This window comes from Streptomyces sp. NPDC018833, from assembly GCF_044390825.1.
In the GTDB taxonomy this organism is placed as follows: Bacteria; Actinomycetota; Actinomycetes; order Streptomycetales; family Streptomycetaceae; genus Streptomyces.
Genome location: NZ_JBIRZM010000017.1, coordinates 37,587 through 53,998 on the forward strand (window position 1 = coordinate 37,587; position 16,412 = coordinate 53,998).

The 16,412-nt window shown below is 70.2% G+C and carries 14 protein-coding genes and 1 pseudogene; 7 read left to right on the forward strand and 8 right to left on the reverse strand.

From position 1 onward, the window contains the following. Positions 1–56: 56 nt before the first annotated feature. The 4 genes and pseudogenes from ACH5AF_RS28255 to ACH5AF_RS28270 all read right to left on the reverse strand — a co-directional run. A complete protein-coding gene (locus tag ACH5AF_RS28255; RefSeq protein WP_398905407.1) occupies positions 57–578 on the reverse strand; it encodes a hypothetical protein in 522 nt (173 codons plus the stop codon). Positions 579–645: 67 nt separating this feature from the next. Next, positions 646–4,758, reverse strand: coding sequence for an SGNH/GDSL hydrolase family protein (locus ACH5AF_RS28260; RefSeq protein ID WP_398905409.1), 4,113 nt, complete (start codon positions 4,756–4,758; stop codon positions 646–648). Between the two features lie 261 nt (positions 4,759–5,019). Then, positions 5,020–5,586 carry a hypothetical protein gene (locus ACH5AF_RS28265; protein ID WP_398905410.1) on the reverse strand — a complete coding sequence of 189 codons (567 nt, stop codon included), beginning with the start codon at positions 5,584–5,586 and terminating at the stop codon, positions 5,020–5,022. A 926-nt stretch (positions 5,587–6,512) separates the two neighbouring features. After that, a pseudogene (locus ACH5AF_RS28270) lies at positions 6,513–6,728 on the reverse strand (GyrI-like domain-containing protein); the annotation flags it as partial. A 246-nt stretch (positions 6,729–6,974) separates the two neighbouring features. Here ACH5AF_RS28270 and ACH5AF_RS28275 point away from each other — a divergent pair. Beyond that, entirely contained in the window at positions 6,975–8,111 is a 1,137-nt protein-coding gene (locus ACH5AF_RS28275; protein ID WP_398905412.1) for a serine hydrolase domain-containing protein, read from the forward strand. Here the strand turns inward: ACH5AF_RS28275 and ACH5AF_RS28280 are convergent. Further along, positions 8,062–8,418 carry a hypothetical protein gene (locus tag ACH5AF_RS28280; protein ID WP_398905413.1) on the reverse strand — a complete coding sequence of 119 codons (357 nt, stop codon included), beginning with the start codon at positions 8,416–8,418 and terminating at the stop codon, positions 8,062–8,064. The genes ACH5AF_RS28275 and ACH5AF_RS28280 overlap by 50 nt on opposite strands. 293 nt (positions 8,419–8,711) lie before the next feature. Continuing rightward, positions 8,712–8,897, reverse strand: a complete 186-nt coding sequence (locus ACH5AF_RS28285; protein ID WP_398905415.1) for a hypothetical protein — start codon at positions 8,895–8,897, stop codon at positions 8,712–8,714. Positions 8,898–8,904: 7 nt separating this feature from the next. Between ACH5AF_RS28285 and ACH5AF_RS28290 the strand changes: the two genes are divergently transcribed. Genes ACH5AF_RS28290 through ACH5AF_RS28300 form a run of 3 tightly spaced genes read left to right on the forward strand, consistent with a single transcriptional unit; the run spans position 8,905 to position 11,317 of the window. Then, on the forward strand, positions 8,905–9,279 hold the full coding sequence (locus ACH5AF_RS28290) for a hypothetical protein (RefSeq protein ID WP_398905416.1): 375 nt from the start codon (positions 8,905–8,907) through the stop codon (positions 9,277–9,279). A 53-nt stretch (positions 9,280–9,332) separates the two neighbouring features. Then, positions 9,333–10,022, forward strand: a complete 690-nt coding sequence (locus ACH5AF_RS28295) for a response regulator transcription factor (RefSeq protein WP_398905418.1) — start codon at positions 9,333–9,335, stop codon at positions 10,020–10,022. Continuing rightward, positions 10,019–11,317: an ATP-binding protein gene (locus ACH5AF_RS28300; RefSeq protein ID WP_398905420.1), complete on the forward strand. Its 1,299-nt coding sequence runs from the start codon at positions 10,019–10,021 to the stop codon at positions 11,315–11,317. Before ACH5AF_RS28295 ends, ACH5AF_RS28300 begins: the two co-directional genes overlap by 4 nt. A gap of 9 nt (positions 11,318–11,326) precedes the next feature. Here the strand turns inward: ACH5AF_RS28300 and ACH5AF_RS28305 are convergent, their stop codons facing one another. Next, complete coding sequence (locus ACH5AF_RS28305) at positions 11,327–12,172, reverse strand: CAP domain-containing protein (RefSeq protein ID WP_398905422.1); 846 nt, start codon at positions 12,170–12,172, stop codon at positions 11,327–11,329. Between the two features lie 268 nt (positions 12,173–12,440). Between ACH5AF_RS28305 and ACH5AF_RS28310 the strand changes: the two genes are divergently transcribed. Further along, on the forward strand, positions 12,441–13,394 hold the full coding sequence (locus ACH5AF_RS28310; protein WP_398905424.1) for a fibronectin type III domain-containing protein: 954 nt from the start codon (positions 12,441–12,443) through the stop codon (positions 13,392–13,394). Positions 13,395–13,609: 215 nt separating this feature from the next. Here ACH5AF_RS28310 and ACH5AF_RS28315 read toward each other — a convergent pair whose 3' ends face one another. Then, entirely contained in the window at positions 13,610–15,124 is a 1,515-nt protein-coding gene (locus tag ACH5AF_RS28315; protein ID WP_398905425.1) for a carboxylesterase/lipase family protein, read from the reverse strand. 169 nt (positions 15,125–15,293) lie between these two features. On the opposite strand from ACH5AF_RS28315, the gene ACH5AF_RS28320 reads away from it, so the two are divergent. Beyond that, a complete protein-coding gene (locus ACH5AF_RS28320) occupies positions 15,294–16,160 on the forward strand; it encodes a PhzF family phenazine biosynthesis protein (protein WP_398905427.1) in 867 nt (288 codons plus the stop codon). Positions 16,161–16,238: 78 nt separating this feature from the next. Further along, positions 16,239–16,376, forward strand: a complete 138-nt coding sequence (locus ACH5AF_RS28325) for a hypothetical protein (RefSeq protein WP_398905429.1) — start codon at positions 16,239–16,241, stop codon at positions 16,374–16,376. The last annotated feature ends 36 nt before the right edge of the window (positions 16,377–16,412 follow it).

Below are 16,412 nucleotides of genomic sequence, written 5' to 3' on the forward strand. Positions count from 1 at the left end.
CGAAAAAAGGGCCGGGTCCTGAGTACGGGCACTCAGGACCCGGCGTCGTGCGGATGTCAGCCGTGCACCAGCGGCGAACCGAGGAGTTCCTTGGTGATGGCACCCTTGCCGTCACCCTCGATGTCGTAGACGATCGTCGCGTCCGTCGACCACCACAGCTCACCGTCGTAGACCGCTGGCGGCGCGACGCAGGTGTTCGCGGGCTCCACCGCGAACCACGAGTAGTTGGCGTTGACGATCTTGGTCCAGTCGCATGTCTTCGACGTGACGACGTGGTCCTCGGTGGTCTTGGTCAGGCGCTCCTCGATCCGCGTCGTGATCTTGAAGCTGGTGAACCGCTTCGAGTTGTCGACGACCTGGTCGTCGATGATCTGCCAGCTCATGACCGACTTGCCGGTCATGCTGCCGGAGAGGGTCGCGGTGTTCTGGACGTGGTACATGGTCTGCGGCTTGTTGCCGGGGAAGACCACCTCGAAGTGCGAGTCGGCGGTGCCGGCCGAGGCCGGCGCCGCGGCCAGGGCGACGAGCGCGAGGGCGGCGGCGCCGCTCGCGACGGTGGCGGGCAGAAGTTTCCTCATCACGGTGTGTACCTTCCGGGTGGAGTGGGGCCCCGCCCGAGCGGGGCCCCCGAGGACGGCAGCGGGGTTACAGGCCCATGCCGGTGAAGGTGCGCTCCAGGGAGTCGGCGTAGAGGCGGGCGCCGCCGATCTTCGGGTGGAACGACTGGGCCGACAGGCCGTAGGCGCTGAGGAGCGGGTAGTCCAGGGCTGGCTGGTCCGAGTCCACGAGCGTCTTGACGATGCCGTGGACGGACTCGGGGTCGCCGCAGACGGCCTTGCCCGCGAAGTCCTGCTTCGGATTGGAGTACCAGGCCTTGATGCCCTTGGCCTTGGCGCCGTCCACGGCCTGCTGCATCGCCGCCGCGAGCGTGTCGGCCACGCTGCCCAGCCAGTCCGTGGAAGACGCGGACAGACCGAGCTGGCCGACGCCCGGGACCGTGATGCTCAGGCACGCGCCCCTGTCCTCGATCAGCGGCGGATACCCCATCAGCGCGATCTTGGCGTTGGGGGCCTTCTCGGCGATCTCCGTCAGGACCTTGGTGATGTCCGGCCGGACGATCTCGTCGATGATGCCGACCGCCGCCTTCTCCAGCGGCTGCCCGATGAACTTGCGGTCACGGCCGCCGACGGACTTGTCGACGTCGCCCTCCTCGAAGCTCTTGTCCTTGCAGTTGCCGCCGTTGAACGCGACCAGGCACTTCGAGATGACGTCGGCGAAGCGAGCGTCGTTGCCGCCGATGGAGATGGTGACCAGGGTGGTGTGCTGGTCCAGGTAGCCCTTGTCGATCTGCGGCTTCTCACCCCCGCTGGACTGCACCAGGCCGTTGTGGACCACGTTGTAGGTCCGGGCGCCGGAGCAGGCGATCAGGTGGTAGTCCATGGCGGTGCCGTAGCTGTCGGCCAGGGCGCCGATGGACTTCGACCGGCCCGGGATCGTCGCCTGGCGCGACCAGGCCTGGGTGGAGCGGTGGCAGGCGTTGCGGGTCTTCCTGTTCTGCTCGTCGAGGTAGTTGGTCTCCGGGTAGTAGTCCCGGTTGCCCTCGGACGCGCCCTCACCGGAGGAGTACGAGTCGCCCATGGCGACGACGAAGTCCTTCGGCTTGGCCGACAGCGGCTGGAAGGCCACCGAGTCCCAGGCGATGTCCTCGTCCCCGGTGCCGTCCTGGGTGTCGGTGTCGAGGGTCACCGTCGGCGTGCCGGTGAAGTTGAACACGCCCAGGTCGACCCACTTGTTGGCACGGATCCGCTGCGGGTGTGCCCGGACGGGCGACTTGGAGTCGGTGCCGCCGACCCGGTAGGCGGCCTGCCGGGTGTGGGCGCCGTGGTCCGGCATGTGCACGAAGACGCGCATCCATCCGCGCTGGGTGCCGCTCAGCGTCCACTTGCCGGAGACGTGCAGCCGCTTGCCGTCCGCGGTCGCGAGCCAGCGGGTGTGGCCCATCCAGAAGTGGTTGTTGTTGCCCGCCCCGATCTGGTGCAGGTCGATCTTGGACGGGTACTTGCCGCCCTCGCCGGCGAAGGTGAACTGGAAGGAACCCTTCGAAGCCACCGTGCAGGTACGTCCCGAGGTGCCCGCCGGAACGGTGCCGTTGGGCAGGTCGTCCACGATCAGGGACCCGGCCGGCAGGCCGGTGTTGCAGCGCGGCGGGTAGGAATTCTCGTCGGGCTGCTCGGGATAGGTGTCGTCGAACCGGTGGACCGGGTTGCCGCACCGGGCCTCGGTGGTGCAGTTCTTCCAGCTGACCGACTGGTTCCACCAGCACTTCAGGTACAGCGGGTTGTCGTCGTAGGGGTCACCGGGCAGCGCGCACGGGCCCTTGCCGTCGTCGTTGGAGGCGCCTTCGCCGATCTTCGACGGCACGCAGGTGTTCTGCGAGCCGCAGAAGGTGAAGATGGGCGGCTTGGCGGACGTCCGGGCCTCGTTGGAGTTCCACCACGCGGCGCGGTAGCCCGGCTGCATGTCGCCCGGCTTGAACATCGCGGAGATCGGACGGGCGGCCCAGCCGATCACCTTCTCCTCGTACGGCCAGTGCTGCGGGTGCGCGGCGTGGCTGTAGTCGTCCTTGCCCGCGGAGTCCTCCAGGAACGGGGTCCTGTTCTCCTTCCACAGTGGGTTGGCCGGGTTGTTCGTCCAGCCCACGCCCCACTTGCCGTTCTGCGGCGACGACTTGGGGTAGTACCCGGAGTTGTACGCCCACAGTGCGTAGAACCAGTTCTCGATGTACTTCGGATGACCCTCGTTGATGGTCATGCCGTCCTTGCGGGTGAGGTTCCACTTCTCGATGAGGATGTTGACACCCGCCGCGATGTTCGCCGCGTAGTCCAGCGCGACGGCTTCCTGCTGCGCCGTTGTCTTGGGCTGCTCGCCCTTCTTCTCCTTGCCGTGCATCCGCATGCCGTCGGTGACCTGAGTGATGCCGTAGCCGCAGTCGGCCTCGGCGAAGTTGATCGCCCAGGGGTCCTGCTGCTGGCCGCTGGCCGCATACTCGACGCCGTAGAAGTTGCCGATCAGCGAGTTCGCAGTGACGCCGGGCACCGCCAGCCGGGTGGCCTGCCACATGTTCGACTCCTGCGCCGTGATGCCGAGCATCACCTGCGCGGGCACGTGCCAGTCCTCACCGGATCCGCCCGCCAGAGGCGTCAGCGGGAAGAGCGTCTGTGGCGCATAGGCCGCCATTCCGGTGTTCTTCCAGTTCGCCGGCCGCGTCGCGTGCTTGTTGAGCTTGCCGACGATGGTCTGGTCGACGGCCCACTCGACCTGGCGCGGGGTGGGCTGGAAGGCCTGCTTCTTCGGATCGTTGCGCGGGACCGAGCAGTAGCGGTCGGCTTCGACGGTGTCGTTCGCTGCCGCTCGCGACGCACCCGCGGTCTTCGCGCCCTGAGCGAGCAGCACCGGGCTGGTCTGTGTTCCCTGTGTCGTCTCCTTTTGCCCGCCAACATGATCCATGGCCGGAGGAACGTCCAGGACGACCGACCTGCGGGTGTCCAGAGTCTTCAGCGTCGTGCGGACCGTCCGGGCTTCCAGCGCCTCCTGCGGACGGATCCGGGAGTCCTTGCCGTCGGCCCAACGCGAGGTGACGACGGCCTGGCCCTGGCTGGATACACGTGCGTCCTTCTCGATGCCACCGGGGTTGCGCAGCACACCGCCCGTGGCGCGCGAAGTGGAGGCGGCCTTGCCGGTCACAAACACCTCACCCGAAGGGGTGGAGGTGAGGTCGAACTCGTCGAGCCTGCCCCGGGCAAGACCGGAGGGCTTGCTCTTGCCGTCGGCCTTTCTGATCTGGTTGGCGGTGACGTGGGAGACCGTGGCGGTGGTCTCGGCTGCCACGGCAGCGCGCGCCGTCGGGGATCCGGGGGCTGCGTCGATGAAGGTGACGCCGCCGTTGGCGTCGGCCTTGAGCTGGAAGGGCCAGGACTTTGTCGTCGCGACCGCCCGGACCTTGTTGTCCTTGACGGTCACGATGTGGTTCCCGGTGGCGGCCACGATGCCCTGAGCGGTGGGAACGGCGGAGGTGACCTGTCCGGTGACCGTCTGCTTGGTTGCGACGTTCCCCGTCCTGGCGTCGACCGTGACCAGGCGGGTCTGATTCTTTGCCGACCTGTCGTCGGTCAGCGCGGTGAACACAGCCTGGTTGCCCCGGCCGCAGCCGGGGGAGAAGTAGCCCAGCGTGGCCTGCAGGGGCAGCTTGGTGATGCTTCCGTCGGCCAGGTTGACGACGGCGGTGAACGCTCCGCGCGTCATCAGTTCGGGCTTGTTGGTGAAGGTGCGTGGCGCGTAGGCGACAGCCGCGTACTTTCCGGACTCGGTCAGGCAGGCGTTGCCGATCCACGAGTCGACATCGAAGCCCGGTTCCGACAGCGTCGCGGCCGTCCTCCAGGCGTATCCGTCCTTCTTGTCCGCGATCAGGAGGTGGAACCCGGTTCCGTCACCGGAGGTGGTGAATGCCTGGTCGGACGACTGCCGGTAACCCGTGCCGAGGACAGCTGAGCGCTTGTCTGCAGGGACGGCGCTGGGCCGGTCGCCGGACTGTGAACCCGGGTCGCGGATGGTCGACGCCGACCACCCGTCAGCAGCGCCGGGGGGCGTGGGTAATGCGGTCTGCGCGTTCGCCTGGGTCGTGGCGGTACCCGCCGACAGCGACATCGCGAGTGCCGTCGTCAGGGGTATGCGCACATACCGCCGTAAGTCGCGTTTCAACTTCTCTACCTTCGCAGTGAGTCGGCCGCAGCCACACGGCATGCGGGCGCGGCGGAGCGCCCCGCCGCCGGACATGCGGCAGCGGGGCGAGGAGTGTGAGCTGTGTGGGCGAGCTCGGGGCTCGATGCGGGTGCGTGCGCGGGCGAACTCGACGTGAGCGAGGACGCGCCCGGCAGGTGGGATCAAACCGGAGCGCCGGGACAGAGCGGACGCGCCAGGATCATCGAGCCCCGGGCCCGACGATGAGTGAGATGGCTGCTGTCAGTTGCAGGAGCCGACCCCGGAGAGGTTGTCGATGACAACCCTCCCGCCCTTCTTCATGTACGAGTAGACCTCGCCGCAGTAGCCCTTCTTCTGGCGCACCGGGCCCGCGTACGTGCTGTACGTGCCAAAGTCCTCGTCGTCGGCGGTGGAGGTGTAGTTGTCCTTCAGCCGGATCCCCATGTACTGGGCGGAGCCGGTCTCGTTGAACAAGACGCCGCAGGTCGGCTTGTCGTAGAACCGAGGCCCGGTGGTGGTGCCGTCGGTGTACACGTACACGGTCGCGTACCGGGCGGAGTCGCTCGGCAGCCGCTGCGCGGTGATGACCTTCGTGTAATTGGTGCCGCACACCGTCGCGGCCCTCGCGGCGGCCGTCGGGTTCGCCGCCACCATGGAACGGGTCGTGGCCGACGCATTCGGCGCGAAGGTGAGTTCACCGGCCTCGATGCCCGCCGCTCGAGGCAGCGGGGTGCTGCTGGCGGCCATCGCATGGCCCGGCACCGCCGTTCCGACTAACGTCAGGGCAGCTGTGGCAACCACGGAGCGGATCGCGATCTTCGCAAGCATGCAGAAATCCCCCCTTGAAGCTGTATAAAACGGGGGATGACACCATAAAACACGCGTTCCCCCGCTGGTCACACAGGAAACTACCAGGATCTTCACAGTTCGCAACCGTGTTCTATTGCACACGCGTTGGCGGTGAAGTGACGTGCACCGACGGCCACTGGTCTTCTGAGTCAGGAATTCTGTTCAGATGTGCAGGCTTGCTCAATGGCGCGGACGGGGCGGCCGCCGTCGGGTGAGGAACGGGCCGCATTGGAAGGGTGGGGACGGCGTCGTTGCACGCCGCAGGAGTTGGCCCTGAGATGCCGGATCATCCTGGCTTGCGCCGAAGGTGCCTCGAGCAAGGACGTGGCTACTCAACTCGGCTGATTAAGGTGGGTATTCGACGTGCCCGGTTCGTGCAGAACCGGATCGCCGGCCGGGGCGACATGCCACGGAGTGGCGTGCCCAGGGCGGTGACGGACGAGCAGGTCGCCGCGGTGGACGCCGGAGTCCACAAGGAGGTGCACCTGGGGACCACCACGCTGCTGGACCACGGGCCTGGTCCGAGGCGGCCCAGGAGGCCCGCACCCTGCTACTACCGCCCCGGACCAAGAGAAGCCGCCCGCGCCATCAAGAAGCCCCTTCGATGGCCGATCCTGCGGATCCGGGCCGGACGCGACAAGGTCAGCCCCGGCCGCTGGAGCCACGACCAGACCATCAAGCAACGGACGTACAGAGGTGCGGGAAGACCCTTCTTCGAACCGGCGCAAACCTCATCACCTCCCTGGCTGAATCCAGCCGATGCCCGCCGGGCATGAGCGCCGTGGTGTGCCGGTCGACGTCACCGCCTGTGTGACACTCCCAACGCTGCTGTGAGTTGCGTCTGATCTTTGTCCGCAGGTCGTCGGCGGGCTTACGCGCGGAGGGCATGGCCCAGGGGCCGGTGTTCACGCCCCGGCGCTCCCGCTGCCCCGTTCGACCGGGATCCACAGCTGGGAGTCGGTCTCCGCACCGATCTCCACCGGCTGTGTCCGCAGGAGCTCTGGACCTGTCCGGCTCGTGTACGGGTTCGAGGGGAACCACTGCGTGAACACGTCTCGCCACAGCTCCTGGAGGGCGCTCGGATAGGGCCCGTGGTTGTCGAATAACTGATGTTGACCAGCACCCGAGCGCAAGCCGGAGTAGCTCGCCGCGCGCGGCGCCTTGGCGGTCATCGGCGCTGCCGTCTGGGGCGCCGACCGGGCCATCGGCCAACCGCGGGGCGAAGACAGGAGAGGTGGACCGACGGCCCGACCGCGCGCCGTCAGGCCGTTTTGCTGGAGTAGAAGATTTGATCGCGTCCGCGCCCGACAGAACCAGTGCGGGAATTGTTGGGCAGGAAGCCCTGGCATTGCATGAGGCTTACGCCCATGACTGATGTTGAGGGGTTTTGCGAGCCGCGGTTTGAGGCGGTCCAGGCGGCCCTTGCAGCTTTGCTCGGCAAGGACGACGTGGGTGCCTCGGCGGCCGTCTACGTTGACGGCGAGCCGGTGGTCGATATCTGGGGCGGGTACGCCGATGGGGACCGCTCCGTCAGCTGGGAGCGCGACACCCTCACCGGCGTGAACTCGACGACCAAGAACATGACTGCCCTGTGCGCGCTGATTCTGGCCGACCGGGGCGAGCTTGATCTGTCTGCGCCGGTGGCCGCCTACTGGCCCGAGTTTGCCGCGGCCGGTAAGGAGAGCGTGCTGGTGCGGCACGTGCTGTCGCACACCGCGGGGCTGCCGGACCTGTCCGGGCTGACGACGGTAGAGGAGCTCTACGACTGGGAGAGCGTGACGGCAGGGCTGGCCGCGCAGGCGCCCAAATGGGAGCCGGGAACGGCCGCCGGCTATCACGCGCTCACCTTCGGCTTCCTTGTGGGTGAGATCGTCCGCCGCATCACCGGCCGCAGTCTTGGCGAGTTCTTCGCCGAAGAGGTGGCCAAACCGCTGGGCGCGGACTTCCACATCGGGCTCTCCACCGAACATGACCACCGCGTGGCACCGCTCATCCCGCCGCCGTCACTGACCGACGAGTACGCCGCCAGCGCACCGCTCGGACCGGATGGCACGCGCCGGGAAAATACCGGTGTGGCGATCCGGGTCAAGGACGCCACCTCCGTCGCCTGGCGCCGTGCGCAGATCCCTGCGGTAAACGGCTTCGGTAACGCTCGCTCTGTCGCCCTGGCTCAGTCGGTATTGGTGAACCAGGGTTCGGCCGGCGGCGTACGGCTGCTGTCCCCCCAGGGTTGCGAGCCCGCATGGCAGGAGGTGTTCCGCGGCGACGACCGCGTGCTGGGGACACCGATGTGCTGGACGGTGGGTTTCGGTAAGTTCGGCAACACCTTCGGCTGGGGCGGCTGGGGTGGCTCGCTGGTCGCGAGCGATCCCGGCTCACGCATGACGGTGGCCTATGTCATGAATCAGATGATCGACCGGGACCAGCAGGAGGACAACCGCGGCATGGAGATCATCATGGCCGCCTACAGCGGACAACGCCCGGATCCGCCTTCAGCTCGGTGAAGAAGGTGCCCCCGCCGCCGGCGCTCTCCTTGCTTGCGCCGGCGTCCTCGGCGATCAGGTCGTCCAGCCGGGACCGGGTCGCCGCCGACAGCCGAGCCACCGTGGCCGCACAGAACCGTTCCTCAAAGGTGTTGACCGCCTTGCCCACCAGCCGGGCGATCTGTCCTGAGGCCGGCGGCTCCAGCCGATCCTTGCGGCAGCGGGCCACCACCGCCTCCGCCGGCCGGACACGCTTGGTGGCCGCGGCTGCGGGGTTGACCGTGCTGAGCGGGCGCGGGACGGTCGTGGCGCAACTGTGCGCAACCAACTCGACAGGGGAGGCAGTCGTGACGTTACGGTTCGTCGGAATGGACCCGGCGGTGAAGGATCGCCGACGGTGTGGGTGGAGGAGGAGAGCGCCGACCTGGCCCTGCCCGGCGCTGACTTCTGGCTCCTACAGTAAGACGGAGGTGCCGTTCCGTGGGTACGCCGAGGTGTTCGCGATGCGCGCCGGGACGGTGCCGGTGACCGTGACGGAGGAGGACGGGGCGCTCAGGCGGCAGGCCGCCGGCGTCGTGTCGCCCGCGTTGTACCGCTCATGCGAGACCGCCTGCGCCGGCCCTAGTACGACGTCTCCCGCACGCTCGCCCGGTCCGAGGGCTCCGTCGTGGCCGTGATCTCGGAGCGGTGGCGGCTCGCGGCGAACGTCACCGTCAGCGTCTCGGGCGCGCTCTGCGTCGTACTCGTGGTGAAACCCTCGTACGGCACGGCCGAGATCAGGCACACCCCGCCGCTCCCGTAGCGCACCGTCGCCTTGCCGCCCTGGGACGAGATCGTCTGTACTCCAGAACCGCCCTCCTGGCACCCTTCGCCCGGGTCCACCCCCGACGGTTCGGACGGCTCCGCCGGCGGGGGCGGGGTCGTCCGGGGCGCCGGAGCCGGCGTCACCGGGCGGGGCTTCGCGGTCGTCGGCGACGGGCTGGGCGTCGCTGTGCGGCTCGGCTTCGGCTTCGGCTTCGGTGAAGGGGTGGGGCGCGCGGACACCGAGGCGTGCGGCGCGGCCGCGAAGTCCCTCGGCGCCGACTGCGCGACGGGCGCGGTCGGGCGGGTCGAGCCCACCACGAAATGGATCGTGATCATGACAGCCGTGACGCTGGCCGCGGTGCACGACAGCCAGATCAGCAGGTAACGCAGGAGGCGGGACACGACACCATAGTGACGGACCGGCTAACGTGCCTGCCCATGGCCTGCGTACTTGTCGTCGAGGACGACCCCGTGATCCGTGCCGCCCTGATCGAGGTGCTGACCGGGCACGGGTATGCGGTCCGCACGGCCCACCAGGGCTTCGAGGCGCTCCGCGAGATCACCCAGGCCCCGCCCGACATCGTCGTACTCGACCTCGGACTGCCCGATCTGGACGGCCTCGACGTCCTGCGCATGATCCGGGGCATATCGCGCATTCCCGTCCTCGTCGCCACCGCGCGCGACGACGACCGGGAAGTCATCAGGCTCCTGAACGCGGGAGCGGACGACTACATGGTCAAACCCTTCTCCGGGGGCCAACTCGCCGCCCGCATCGCCGCCGTGCTGCGGCGTTCCGCACCAGAGGGACAGGACCGCGACCGGCAGCCGGTCGTGCAGGTGGGCGACCTCAGGATCGACCCGCTCGCACGCACCGCGCACCTCGCCGGCCGAGAGCTGAGCCTGACCCGCCGCGAGTTCGACCTGCTCGCCTACCTCGCGGCCAACGCGGACCAGGTCATGTCCCGCAGGCGCATACTCACGGAGGTGTGGCAGCAGCCGTATCTGGAGGATCAGACGGTGGACGTCCACCTCTCCGCCCTGCGCCGGAAACTGGGCGAAAGGGCCTCCCGGCCGCGCTACCTTCACACCGTGCGCGGTATCGGCATCAAACTGGTCACCTCGCCGTGAGACGCGCGCTCGCGGGCATCGCCCTCGCCGTGACCTCCATGGTCGCGCTCTCCTTCCTCATACCGCTCGCCCTCCTCGTCCGCGAACAGGCACGGGACCGTGTCACCACCGCGGCCGAACAGCGCGCCGGCGCACTGTCCCCCGTCCTCGCCCTGACCACGAAGCGCGCCGACGTGCAGCAGGCGGTGGCCGAGCTCGGCTCCCGTGACCGACTCGCCGTGCGCCTCCCCGACGGAGAGCTCATCGGCGCCCCGCACGCACCGGACGAGGCGCTCGACCGCGCCGTGCGCAAGCGGGAGACGCTGGCCATGGACACCGCGGAGGGATGGGTCTACCTCCAGCCCGTCGTCCTGTCCGGGGACCGGGTCGCGGTCGTCGAGGCATACGTGCCGAACGCGGACCTCACGCGTGGCGTGGGCGCCTCGTGGGGCGTGATGTCCCTGCTCGCGCTCGGTCTGGTGGCAGGCTCGGTCCTCGTCGCCGACCGCCTCGGCGCCCGGGTCGTCCGCTCCTCGCGCGGGCTCAAGAGCGCCTCGCTCGCCCTGGGTTCCGGGGATCTCGACGTGCGGGTGGAGCCGGACGGTCCGCCCGAGCTCCAGGAGGCCGGCGTCGCGTTCAACACCATGGCCGACCGTGTCGTCGAACTGCTCGCCGTCGAACGGGAGATGGTCGCCGACCTCTCGCACCGGCTGCGCACCCCGCTGACCGCGCTGTACCTGGAAGCGGACCTGATGAGCGGTACGCCCGGTGCGCGGCGGATCACCGCGGCCGTCGGGCAGTTGGAGAGCGAACTGGACTCCATCATCACCGCCGCCCGTACCCCGCTCGCTGCCGGACCGGCCGCCGGGTCGGTGCAGGGGCGGCCGTGCGAGGTCACCGAAGTGGTCGCACTGCGGCTCGACTTCTGGTCCGTCCTCGCCACCCAGCAGAACCGGCTCTGCGAGCGTTCCTTCACCCCCCGGCCCACACCCGTGCACTTCCAGGAGGACGACCTCGCCGCCGTCGTCGACGCCCTGATAGGCAACGTGTTCCGGCACACTCCGCAGGGCACCGCCTTCGCCGTACGGGTGGAGCGCACCGACCGGCACGTGGTGCTGACGGTGGACGACGCGGGCCCCGGCGTCGAGGACCCCGAGGCCGCGCTCACGCGGGGCGTGAGCGTCGGCGGCTCCACGGGCCTGGGCCTGGACATCGTGGCCCGCGCGGCGCACGCGGCCGACGGGGAACTGCGGATCACCCGGGGCCCGATGGGCGGGGCGCGGGTGCGGGTGTCGTTCGCGCTGGCGGATGTCTGAGGAGCGGGTCTACCGGCTCGCGCCGAAGTTCTGCGTCCACCACGGGCCGTCGTCGCCGACGTGGACGCCGACGCCCAGCTCCTCGAAGGAGCAGTTGAGGATGTTGGCGCGGTGGCCGGGGCTCTGCATCCACGCATTCATGACCGAGGCTGCGTCGGCCTGCCCGCGCGCTATGTTCTCGCCGAGCGTGGACCAGGTGTACCCGGCGGCCTCGACACGTGTGGTCATGGTGGAGCCGTCGGGGCCGGTATGGGACATCACGCCGGAATCGGCCATCACGTCGCTGTAGTCGTCGGCGGCCCGCGTCAGCCGCTCGTTGGCGGTGACCGGTCCGCAACCGGCCGCGGCCCGCTCCTCGTTGACGAGCGCGAGGACCTGTGCCTCGGCGCCGTTCGACGCGCCGTCGCCGGCAGCCTGGGTCGTACGGGAGGTGCCGCTGCCCGGAGTGTCCGTGCCCGTGCCCGTACCCGTGCCTGTTCCTGCGCGGTTGCCCGTGCCGGTCGCGCGCTTGGCCTCCGCCGACTGCTCGGACGGCGTCGCCGAGGGGCGCGCACTCTTCCTGGGCGTCGCCGGCTCGGTGCGGGTGGGTGCGGACGTGCTCGCGCTCACCGAGGGCGAGGGGAGAGGGGAGGAGGTGCCCGTGGCATCGGCGGCCGAGCCGCTCGCGGTGTCGGCGCCGCCGGCCGTCACCCGGTCCGCGGTCCTGCCCTGGTCCCCGCCCGAGAAGGCGGTGACGCCCGCGCCTGCCGCGACCGTGATCGCGCCGAGGGCCAGAACGATGCCCCGCGCCCGTGGTGCGCCCTTGGGCCGGGCGTGGGAGCGGGACGGCTTTCGGTCGGCTCTGTGGGAACCCATACGGAAGGCACCTCGATTGGTCGTTCGGCGGATGGTCGGTCCGACGAAAGATCCCGGCAGGCGCAACCGCGCCCACCGGGATTCGTGGGGGGTTGACCGAGAGCGTAGGCGTAAGCAGCGCCCGCAGGGCGGTCCGGAGGCCCATCTTCAAGAAGTCATAAGAAAGCCATGACGCTCAGGCAAGGTGCGTCGGTCGGGAGCCTTGAAGTGGGGCGGCAAGTATGCCATATAGGTCTGGACCATTGCCGTCGTCCGCGGAGGCCCGACCGTGCAACGTCCCCCCACCCTGGCCGCGTTGGCCTGCCTCGCCGCTCTTCCGCTCGCCGCCTGCACGGGCGAGGCGAAGGACACCGAACCCCCCTCCACGCCCGCCGGCGTCACCGCCCAGGCGGGCAGCGCCACCTCCGTCCACGTCATGTGGGACACCTCCTCCGACAACAAGGCGGTGACCGGGTACGAGGTGTACGAGAACGACAGCCGGGTCACGACGCTGCCGGGCACCAAGCGCATGGTCGACGTCGACCGCCTGCGCCCGAACACCGCGTACCGCTTCACCGTCCGCGCCCGCGACGCGGCGGGGAACCTCTCCCGGCCGAGCGCGCCGATATCGGTGACCACACCGGCACAGGCCCCTGACGACCGCACGCCGCCGACGCGCCCGACGGCAGTACGCGGCACCACGGACGGTCCCCGGGCGGTGACGCTGATGTGGTCGCGGTCGGCCGACGACGCGGGTGTCACCTCGTACGACATCTACCAGGAGGACTCCCGCGTCCACAGCGTGCCCGGCACCCGGACGACGACCCGCGTGACGGGCCTGCGCCCGGGCACGGTCTACACCTTCACGGTCCGCGCCCGCGACGCCGCCGAGAACTCGTCCCCCGACAGCAGCCCCGTCGACCTCACCACCCCGCCGGCCCTGGGCGACAAGGCCCCGAACACGGCCCCGACGTCCCTACGGGCCGTGGCCCGCAAGGGAGCGATCGACCTGTCGTGGACGCCCCCGCGTACGGGCGGCCCGGTGCGCGAGCACCAGCTGTACCTGAACGGCAGCCTCGCGACGACGATCGTCTGGGGCGCGGAGCCCCCGGCGGGAACGGCGACGTACACCATGACGGTCACCGACGCACCGGGCACCCGCTACAGCGTCAAGCTCCGCGCGAAGCTCCCGGACGGCAGGTGGGGCGACTTCTCGGCGCAGCGGACGGTGGTGGTGACGTAGCCGGGTGCCGCCGCCTCATGCTGCCAGGGCCGCGCACCTGCTCGATCGGGTTCAGTGCAGCCCGTGCGTATGCGCCTGCACGGCTCGGGACGGGACGGGACGAGCAGCGTGGCAAGCACGGCCTCGGCAGACGACCTGAAGGCCTGGCGTCCGGAGAAGAAGACGCGCGGTCGGGGGAATCGCAGTGTTCGAACGGCGAGGCCCGCGCCCGCCGGTCAACTGCCCAGCGGTCGGTATTCGGCGTCCCGCCACAGTGCCCGCGTGCCGGGCAGCGGCCGCCGCTCGTGGGCGTCGTCCGGTGCCCAGTCACGGTCCGGCCCGACGCCGGTCGTGTCGAGGGGTTGCCATCCGGGATCGCCGGTGGCGGCGAAGGCCGCCCAGGCCGCGACCATGTCCCGTGACATGTGGTGATCCGTGGGGGAGGGTGGGCCGCCGACGAGGAACTCGACGGCGGGCAGCGCGTGGTTGCCGAACGCGAAGGCCACATCGGCGCAGTGCCAGGCACGCACCTCGCCGCTGTCCGGCCCGGAGCGCCGCCGGTCGTAGCGCGACAGGTACGCCGGTCCGCCGACCCGTGCGTGCGACTCGGCGAGCCGGCTGCTGTACTCGGCGAAGAGCAGGTCGCCGAAGACGGAGAGGTAGACATCCGGGACGGGGGCGTCCGGCATGAGCTCGCGGTAGCCGCCGACCAGGCCCTCCGGCAGCCCGAAATCGGCCGCGAACCGCTCCAGCCCTTCCCATGTCGTGATCTTCGCGCTACTGCCGACGGCGTCCATCAGCCAGTACTCCTGCGTGGTGCGGCACACCAGCAGGTCCACGTCCGCCGCGGTGCCCGAGGCCAGTCCCGCGAGCGGCTCCACGGGCAGAACGTCGCCGTCGACGACCGGTCCGTAGATCACCGGGTCGTAGTGGAGATGCCCGGACGCCGGGTCGTGGCGGTAGGCGTCGACGACGTCGTCGGACGCGGCGACCAGGGCCCCCGGCGACGCCGCTGCCAGTGCGTCGGCCGTCGCGGGCACCCCCGCCGCGGCCGCCACCCGCGCGGTGATCTCCCGCGCGAGCCCGGCCGAGAAGCACGGGCCCACCGCGCTGTGTGCGATCGCACGGCGGAACAGGCCCTTCGCCCGGTCCATCACCATCAGGCAGGCGGCGGACGTCGCGCCGGCGGACTGCCCCGCCAGCGTGACGTTCTCCGTATCACCGCCGAAGGCACGGATGTTGTCCCGCACCCAGCGCAGGGCGGCGACCTGGTCGAGCAGGCCGCGGTTGTCCGGGAACCGGCGGGTCCCGGGGGCCGAAGGCACGTGCCCGAAACCCTCGAACCCGAGCCGGTAGTTGACCGTCACCACGACCAGTTGGCCGTCCCGGGCGAGGACGGTGCCGTCGAAGTCGGGCTGCGCGGAGGATCCGAAGGTGTACGCGCCGCCGTGGATCCACACCAGCACCGGCAGCGCGGACGCGTCCACCGGCGCCCAGACGTTGAGCGTCAGCACGTCCTCGTCGCCCGGGGACCACACGGGCGCCCCCGGCAGCTGGGCGGATTGCGGGGCGACGGGTCCGAAGCGGGTGCACTCCCGCACCTCGTGCCAGGGCTCGGCCGGCAGCGGCTCGCGAAAACGTGCGGCGCCGAAAGGCGGTGCGGCGTACGGCACTCCGAGTACCGCCACCACCTCACCGTCGGCCACCCGGCGCCCGCGCACCGGGCCGTTGTTCGTCCCGACGACGCCCACGGATCCTCCAGGCCCTTACCGCCCCGCGGATTCGCAGGTCCGCGTGATCATGCCAGTGCGCGGCCGGGCGGCGCCAGCCGGAAAGCCGCGTTCGATGTGCCCGCGCCGTCGGTCCGCCACCGCCACCAGGGCGGGGAACAAAGCGCTCCCGTACGTCGTTCCGGCGATCATGACGACCAAGAGCGAAGTTCTGCGCTTCACCGCCTTCTCCCAGGACCCGGAGGGCGGTAACCCCGCCGGTGTCGTCCTCGACGCCGAGGGGCTCGACGACGCCGGGATGCTCACCATCGCCGCAGAGCTCGGGTACAGCGAGTCCGCGTTTCTCACGGCGCCCCCGGAGGGCCTCGGCGGGGAGCCGGGGCGTGCGTTCACCCTCCGGTACTTCAGTCCCAGGGCGGAGGTCCCGTTCTGCGGCCACGCCACCGTGGCCACGGCCGTCGCTCTCGGCGAGCGCATCGGCACCGGCGACCTGGTCTTCGCCACGCGGGCGGGCACGGTGCCGGTGACGGTGAGCGAGGAGGACGGGGTGGTGCGGGCGACGCTGACCACGGTGGAGCCGCACACGGAGCCGGTCACGGCGGCCGACCTCACGGAGGCCCTGGCCGCACTCGACTGGCCGGCCGCCGACCTGGACCCGGCCTTCCCACCCCGCATCGCCTTCGCGGGCGCCCGCCACCTGGTGCTCGCAGCGGCGACCCGTGAACGACTGGCGGACCTGGCCTACGACTTCGCCCGCCTGGAGGCCCTGATGCACCGCCTCGGCCTGACGACGGTCCAGCTGGTGTGGCGGGAGTCGGACACGGTCTTCCACGTACGCGACCCGTTCCCGGTGGGCGGCGTGGTCGAGGACCCGGCGACGGGCGCGGCAGCGGGCGCGTTCGGCGCGTACGCCCGCGAACTGGGCCTGGTCCCCGAAGCGTCGGTCCTCACCCTCCACCAGGGCGAGGACATGGGCCGCCCGGGTGTACTGATGGTGGAGCTGCGGGAAGGGGACAAGCGGGTGCGGGTGACGGGGACGGGGACGCGGATCGGTTGACGTCGGTTGACGTCGGCTGACATCGCCTGACGGCGACGACGAGCACCCGGCCCGGCAGGCCGCCGGTGTACGCGGATCGTGCAGCGGGTCACCGAACGGTCGGCGGACCGCTTCACCGACCCCGTCGAATCGGCGGGATTCAAGACCGTGCTCTTCGTCCGCAACTCCGGCCTCCTCGCCCGCTACTTCGACGGTGCCGGCACGACCTGCCGGTGAACCTGCAGCATGCGGCCCGTAGACCTGCGCAGGTCC

Bases quoted from the DNA above. Each gene is read 5' to 3' on its own strand.
- ACH5AF_RS28320 (WP_398905427.1), top strand. From the start codon at position 15,294: ATGACGACCAAGAGCGAAGTTCTGCGCTTCACCGCCTTCTCCCAGGAC.
- ACH5AF_RS28305 (WP_398905422.1), bottom strand. From the start codon at position 12,172: ATGGGTTCCCACAGAGCCGACCGAAAGCCGTCCCGCTCCCACGCCCGG.
- ACH5AF_RS28275 (WP_398905412.1), top strand. From the start codon at position 6,975: ATGACTGATGTTGAGGGGTTTTGCGAGCCGCGGTTTGAGGCGGTCCAG.
- ACH5AF_RS28255 (WP_398905407.1), bottom strand. From the start codon at position 578: ATGAGGAAACTTCTGCCCGCCACCGTCGCGAGCGGCGCCGCCGCCCTC.
- ACH5AF_RS28295 (WP_398905418.1), top strand. From the start codon at position 9,333: ATGGCCTGCGTACTTGTCGTCGAGGACGACCCCGTGATCCGTGCCGCC.
- ACH5AF_RS28265 (WP_398905410.1), bottom strand. From the start codon at position 5,586: ATGCTTGCGAAGATCGCGATCCGCTCCGTGGTTGCCACAGCTGCCCTG.